This window comes from Mycolicibacterium canariasense, assembly GCF_002101555.1.
GTDB lineage: Bacteria > Actinomycetota > Actinomycetes > Mycobacteriales > Mycobacteriaceae > Mycobacterium > Mycobacterium canariasense.
In genome coordinates, this window is record NZ_LQOL01000098.1 from 1 (window position 1) to 6,722 (window position 6,722).

Genomic DNA, 6,722 nt, shown 5'->3' on the forward strand with positions numbered 1-6,722 from the left:
TCATCGCGTCTGCGTCGCCACAAAACACGCCCGCCGCCCGCGAGCGAACCGGTCCTGGGCCGCACGCAGCGCCAGACTGAACCGCCCTGGAAAAGTTGGAGGCTCCTGACCTTGGAAACGAGGATGCAGGTATGCCGAAGGAACAGTCAGCTGGCAAGCCCACGACACGTCGCTACAGCCCTGAGGAGAAGGCTGCCGCGGTCCGGATGGTCCGGACCTTGCGCGCCGAGCTGGGCACCACGCAGGGCACGGTGGCGCGGGTGGCCAACCAGCTGGGCTACGGGGTGGAGTCGGTGCGTAGCTGGGTGCGGCAGGCCGACATCGACGAGGGCGTGGCCCCCGGGGTGACGACCGCTGAATCCCAGCGGCTCAAGCAACTCGAACAGGAGAATCGAGAACTCAAGCGCGCTAATGTTATCTTGGGCCGGATGGAGATTTTGGTGGCTTGACCGTGGTGTTTGCGTCGTGGACGGTGTCTGTGACGGGGTTCGCGGCGATGCGGTTGGCGCGTAGTTGTCCGTGCAGGAGGGCGATCTGGTCGCGTAGGTGACGGTTGTCGTTGTCGAGTTCCCGGATGCGTTCGTGGGCCAGGTGGCCTGCTCCGCGCTTTTAGGACTGCGGATTTCGCGGGAATTATGCCGCGAGCTGTGAATTCATGTATTCGATGCGGACTTCATGCGGCGTGCGGTAGCCCAACGCGGAGTGAAGTCTGCGCCGATTATAGAACAGTTCGATATAGCGGGCAATATCAGCTCTTGCTTTCTTCCGCGTCGGATACACCATGTGGTGCACACGTTCATTTTTCAGGGCTGCAAAGAATGATTCTGCGAGCGCGTTATCCCAACATATTCCGGTCCGCCCCAGCGAGGCTCTCATATCAAGGTCGGCGATTTTAATGGCGTAATCGGTCGAGGTGTATTGCGTCCCGCGGTCGGTGTGCATAATGCATCCCGGTTCCAGGGCGTGGTTGCGGGCAGCCATCTCCAGGGCGCCGGTGGCCAGCGCGGTACGCATGTGATCGGCCATCGCGTAACCGATCACTTCTTTGTTGAAGCAGTCGATCACGGTCGCCAAATACAGCCACCCAGCCCAGGTCCGGATATAGGTGATGTCACCGACCAGCTTCACCCCGGGCCGATCCGCGGTGAAGTCACGGGCCACCAGATCAGGCACCGCGGTGGCGGACTCGCCGGCGATAGTGGTCCGCTTGTAAGGTTTCGGTTGCAGTGCAACGAGATTCAACTCGCGCATCAGTGTGCGCACCAACTCTGGGCCTACCCGTTCACCGGCGCGGACCAACTCGGCGTGGATGCGCCGATACCCGTACACGGCGCCGAAAGACGTGAACAGTGCGGCGATCTTGAGCTTGAGTTCCTCGCGGCGACACATCGCCGCACTCGCCGGCCGGCCCCACCACTCGTAGAACCCCGATTTCGACACCCCCAGCCATTTCAGCATCTGCACGATCGTGGGAGCCATGCCCGCAAAGGTGGCACCGTCAGCGTGCTCCGCGGCGATGAACGCGTATTTCTGGCTCACCGTGGCTCCTTCGCGAAGTACGCTGCTGCTTTTTTTAAGAAGGCGAGTTCCATCGCCATTTCTCGGTTCTCGCGTTCCAATTCACGCAGCCGAGCACGTTCAGATAATTCCAGCGGCGGCTCGTCGGTGGCATGCGTTTCTCGATACTTCCGAACCCAGTTGCCGACAGTGGTATCACTGAGCCCGTGTTCGCGCGCGACCTCGGCGATGGACTTCTGCCCGTCCACCACCAGTCGGGCCGTTTCCTCCCGAAACTCCGGTGAGAACTTCTGATATTTCTTCGCCAATGCCGTTCATCCTTTCCAGTCGGACCCTATTTGGTCCGCAGTCCGGAGAACAGAGGGCACGCCACGGGTGAGGCGTTGGCGCAGTGAGGCTTCGGAGCTGCGTTCGACTTGGGGGGCTGCGGGTTCGGTGTGTTGGGGTGCGGCACTCAGTTGGCGGAGTTGGTCGCGGAGTTCGGGTTGGGCATACAGCCAGGAGCGGGAGACGCCGGCCTGGGCGGCGATCTGGGTGACGGTGCGCCGTTGGCCGGTGTCACCAAGGTCTTGGAGGGCTTGGCGGGCGCGTTGAAGGGTCTCGTCGCGGCGGCGTTGGGCTGCGGCGATGAGGTGGTGGCTGTTGTCAGGGCGCATCGGATGATTCCTTCCCGCAGCATGTTTGGCCGTCTGTGGCGGCGCATCGGCAGTCGGGGCGCTCGGTGTTGAGGGTGGTGATGATGGTGAGCAGGTTGGTTTCGACGGTGCGGTTCATCTCGGCCAGGCGGGTGTGGCCGTCGGATTCAGCGCGGGCGATCAATGCGCGGGTGTCGTCGAGTTGGCGGCGGTGCTGCGGTAGGAATTCGGCGGTCGTGACGAACAGTGGGCAGGTCAAACACGCGTTGGAGTGCGGGCACGATTTCTGCAACGGCAGACCGCAGTAACCGTTGGGCAGCGTCATGGTCGCGCGGGCCAGGTTCTGCTTCATCCACTCACCATCGGCGAGCGGACCGTCGATCGTGGTGTCAACGGGTTCACCGCGGATGTTGATCTTCTGTGCACGTTCCCACTGGGCGCGGACGGTGCTGTCGGCCAGGCGAGCATACACCGCGGTCATGGTGTGGCTGGTGTGGTCGAGCAGCCGTCGGACCACTTCTTGTGGCACGTCATGGTTGATCCACCGGGTCGCCGCGGTGTGCCGGAATTGGTGAGCAGTGACATGCACTGGCTGGCCGAGTTCGTCTGTGACACCACAGTTTTGCAGCCACTGGCCGAGCTGGAGGTGGAATGTCGCGGTCGGGATGGGAAGGTGCCCGTCGGGGTTGGCGCTGCCGCGGGGCAACAGCACGGTGGTGGTGGGGAACCGTGTCCGGGTGCGCGTCTGCTGCGCCTGGATCATGGTGGCCAGTTCGTCGTCGATGGGCACGACTGCGTCGCGACGCATCTTGTGGTTGCGGTAGCGCAGATAGACCGCGCCCTGCGGGTCGCGGATCAGACAGTCCAACGCCAACCGGGTGGCATCCCCGATGCGCAGTCCGGTGCGGATGAGGATCTCCACGAGCAGCCGGATCCGCGGGTCGTTGATCCGATCAAGGTTGGCCGGGCGTTCCAGCTGGCCCATGACGAACTCGGGAATCGCCCGCGGTACGGGTGTCTGGTCGCGGCGGGGCTGGTCGCTGGGATACAGCTGCACGTCCGCGGGCAGCGATGCCCACCGGTGCTGGCGCACGGCGTGCAGGAAGCCGGTGACCGCCCCGATGTCGCTGCTGCGGGTCTTGGGGTGCGCAATCTCGACGGCCAGCCGGGCCAGGTAGGCCTCCAGCGCGGCCCGGTCCAGCGTGCCCGGGCCGGCCGAGTTCGCCAACCCGGGTGTGAACCGCGAGAAGCGCACAATGGCGATACGGTCCTTGCGCAGCTGGCCCAGTCCGATCCCGCACGACATGCGCCAGCGGCACCACCGCTTGGCCAGATCCCGTAACCAGACTGGTTGCACCGCAGTGAAATCCAGGCGGGCGCCCCCGTGGCCGGCGATTCCGAGGCGGCGCAACAGCCACACGTCACGTTGGTATTCGCTGTCCCAGCCTGTCCCGTCACGCAGGTCGAGTAGGCAGTCGATCGCGTAGCCGAGGAACGCTCGCGGCGTGTTCACCGCCGCAGCAGCGGGTAGCCCGGCCAGCCATTCAGTCAGCGGACGCTCCAACAGCGACTCGGCGCCGCTGGCGGCCAGATGATCCAGCAGCGCCTTGATGGAACGCGGCGTGGTGCGGGTCCGGCTGGCATCGACCCGGCATTGCAGTCCGTAGCCGATTTCCAGCCGCAGCGCCGGCGGCAGCGCCCGCAAGTCGAAACGGTCCTCTCCGTAGCTGGCGCAGTACGCGATGAACTCGGCGGTCGGCGGGCGGCCTCGTTGGCGCCACCGAACGTGATGCGACCGGCACCAGCCCCCATCCAGTTCCGCCCACAACACACACCCCGGTAGCGCACACACCGGTGTCGGTGCCTCGGCAAGCACCGGGCGCCACTGATCCAGTGGTAGCCGCCCGCACTTGTCCCACAGTTGGGCATGCTTGTAGCACAACTGATATCGGTGCTGACCGAATCCGCACTCGGCCACCTGGCAAGATCTCAGCGGTCGATGGCCCATCACTGCGGGATCCGCGGTCGCAGTCCACTCCCGCCGGTCCGGGCGACCGGCCTGTTTCCAGCGGGCCAGGTGCGCCAGACACAGCCCGGCGTAGCGGCTGGAGTGCACACACTCGGGCACCGCGCACGCGGGCGCCCCGAGGATGGGATCACCCACTGCGGGCACCAACACCGCGGCCCGGAACTCCGGACGCACCACCGTGTCCAGGCGCTCGGCCAGCGTCGGCCCGGGCGCGCCGGCCAGCGCTTCGACGCTCACCGCGGTTCGTCCGAATCGGCCAGCCACCCCGCGGCCACCAACGCACCGCGAGCGTCTTCGATCTTCAAATGCGCATACGTGTCGCCGGTCGTGGCGATCGAGGAGTGCCCCAGCAGATGGGCCACCACCTCCACCGCCACCCCGCGCCGCAGCAACTCCGTGGCATACGAGTGCCGAAACACATGTGGCCCGAACATGATTGCGGTCCGTTGACGAATCCGGCAGACCAGATCGTAGACACTGGCATACGTCATGGGATGCCCGACCGGTCCCGACCACAAGTTCACGAACACGTAGTCACTGTCCAGATCGCCGTACTCGGTGTGCAGATAATCGGCATACAGCCGGATCACCCCAGCCCCCACCGGGACCCGCCGACCACTGACCCCCTTGGCCCGCGCTCCGTTGGCGTTGCGCCGCGGCACCACCGACACCAACCGGGCCGCGGCGTCGATATCGCTGTGCCGCAACCCCAACGCCTCACCAATCCGTAACCCCGACCCAGCCAGCACAGAGAACAGGAACTGGTCTCGCAGCCGATCACAGGCCGCCACGATCGCTGCGATCTGCTCGGCATCCAACGTCTCAGGGATGCGCTGCTCGGCTCGTAGCCGGATTCGCCGGCTGCGTTCCGGTCGATCTCCCAAGTGGGCCAACAGCGGACGCCACGATCCACCACGTGTTCCGCGCCGCTGCCAGGTCGTCAACAGATCACCCAAGTCCACCCCGTGACGTTGATGAAACTCGTAGAACGCCGAGATCGCCGACAGCTTCCGGTTCACCGTCGCCTCCGTGCAGACGCTGTCCGCCGTCGGCAGCGCCGCGACGTTGCCCAGCCGTGCGCCGCCTGGCAGCCGCAGCCACGCCACGAACCGGCCCACGTCCTCCAACCGCACCTGCGACCACAGCAGGCCACGCTGGCCCAGGAACTCAAACCAGTCCCGCAGGTCATGCGCATACGCCTTGACCGTGTTCGGTGACCGCTCCACGGCATGCAGATGCGACAAGAACGCCTCAGCCGCCTCGACCACCACGAAATCGCGATCCAGCAGCGTCCACGACTGACGATCACCAAACGGCATCACCACCGGCTGCACCCGCAGCCCAGGGCACGTCATAGACACCAAAGATAACCAGTCCACAACGCATTTCCCGGCACCTCAACCAGCGTGTCGTCTACATCGTGGACAGTCTGCTCGGGCCCTCAGATAACCAACGAGATCCTGAAAAGAGCAGCGAGTTTCTTCGGGGCGGAGCTCGACCGCCAACACAAGAAATAGTCGCCTTCATCGACGCCAACCGGGCTGAGTTCGGGGTCGAGCCCATCTGCACCGTCCTGCGCAGCGCGGGAGTGTCGGTGGCCCCGAGCACCTACTACGACACCAAGACCCGCCCGCCGTCGGCGCGGGCGGTTCGTGACGCCGAACTGGGTCCGGTGCTGCGCCAGCTGTGGGAGGACAACTACCGCGCCTACGGGGTGCGCAAGCTGTGGAAAGCCGCACGTCGGGCCGGCCACGACGTCGGCCGCGACCAGGTCGCGCGCCTGATGCGCAGCCTCGGCATCCAGGGCGTCCGGCGCGGCAAAGGACTCAAGACCACCAACGCCGACCCCGCCGCGCCGCGGCATCCCGACTTGGTCAACCGCCGATTCAGCGCCTCAGCGCCCAACCAATTGTGGGTCACGGATCTGACCTATGTGCCGACCTGGGCCGGAGTGGCCTACGTCTGCTTCATCGTCGATGCGTTCTCCCGGACGATTGTCGGGTGGCGGGTCGCGTCGAACATGCGCACCACCATGGTCCTCGACGCGCTGGAGATGGCCCGGTGGTCACGCGGAACCACGCTGCCCGGCTTGACCTGCCACAGCGATGCCGGGTCGCAATTCACCTCGATCCGATACGGCGAACGACTCGCCGAGATCGGTGCGCTGCCCTCGATCGGGTCGATCGGGGATAGCTTCGACAACGCCCTGGCCGAGACGGTCAACGGCTACTACAAAGCCGAGCTGATCTACGGGCCGGCCCGCTCCGGGCCGTGGAAGACCGTCGAGGACGTCGAGCTGGCCACCCTGAGCTGGGTGTACTGGCACAACACCGCCCGCCTGCACAGCTACCTCGACGACGTCCCACCCACCGAGTTCGAGACCGCGTTCTACGATGCCCAACGGAGCGACCAACCACTGGTCGCAATCCAATAGATCGAGCCTCCAGTAGAACCAGGGCGGTTCAGACCGGTACCGCCGATCCGGTTAGTCGTTAGCCTTCGTTAACCGCGCATCACCGCAAAGTCCTGGACGCCGGGAC

At 65.2% G+C, this 6,722-nt stretch carries 4 protein-coding genes, 2 pseudogenes and 1 other annotated feature; of the genes and pseudogenes, 2 read left to right on the forward strand and 4 right to left on the reverse strand.

Annotated features, from left to right (window positions below; genetic code table 11):
- Positions 1-131 precede the first annotated feature (131 nt).
- Positions 132-428: pseudogene (locus tag AWB94_RS31310) on the forward strand (transposase); the annotation flags it as partial.
- 205 nt (positions 429-633) lie between these two features.
- Here the strand turns inward: AWB94_RS31310 and AWB94_RS31320 are convergent.
- The 4 genes from AWB94_RS31320 to AWB94_RS31335 form a co-directional block, all read right to left on the reverse strand.
- A protein-coding gene (locus AWB94_RS31320; protein WP_109762100.1) for an IS3 family transposase occupies positions 634-1,826 on the reverse strand; the annotation gives its coding sequence in 2 pieces (ribosomal slippage) (positions 634-1,562 and positions 1,562-1,826; 1,194 coding nt in all).
- A gap of 6 nt (positions 1,827-1,832) precedes the next feature.
- The gene (locus tag AWB94_RS31325) at positions 1,833-2,174 is read right to left on the reverse strand and encodes a DUF6262 family protein (protein ID WP_109762098.1); all 342 of its coding nucleotides are present in this window, start codon (positions 2,172-2,174) and stop codon (positions 1,833-1,835) included.
- Complete coding sequence (locus AWB94_RS31330; RefSeq protein WP_084395078.1) at positions 2,164-4,419, reverse strand: tyrosine-type recombinase/integrase; 2,256 nt, start codon at positions 4,417-4,419, stop codon at positions 2,164-2,166. The genes AWB94_RS31325 and AWB94_RS31330 overlap by 11 nt, the downstream gene beginning before the upstream one ends.
- Entirely contained in the window at positions 4,416-5,537 is a 1,122-nt protein-coding gene (locus AWB94_RS31335; RefSeq protein WP_084395066.1) for a tyrosine-type recombinase/integrase, read from the reverse strand. Before AWB94_RS31335 ends, AWB94_RS31330 begins: the two co-directional genes overlap by 4 nt.
- Positions 5,538-5,633: 96 nt before the next feature.
- Here AWB94_RS31335 and AWB94_RS31340 point away from each other — a divergent pair.
- Positions 5,634-6,616, forward strand: a pseudogene (locus AWB94_RS31340) (IS3 family transposase); the annotation flags it as partial.
- Positions 5,654-5,785, forward strand: a sequence feature (AL1L pseudoknot). (Overlaps the previous pseudogene by 132 nt.)
- Positions 6,617-6,722 lie beyond the last annotated feature (106 nt).

Coding starts and splice junctions, on each gene's coding strand:
- AWB94_RS31335 (WP_084395066.1), bottom strand. CDS start 5,537: ATGACGTGCCCTGGGCTGCGGGTGCAGCCGGTGGTGATGCCGTTTGGT.
- AWB94_RS31325 (WP_109762098.1), bottom strand. CDS start 2,174: ATGCGCCCTGACAACAGCCACCACCTCATCGCCGCAGCCCAACGCCGC.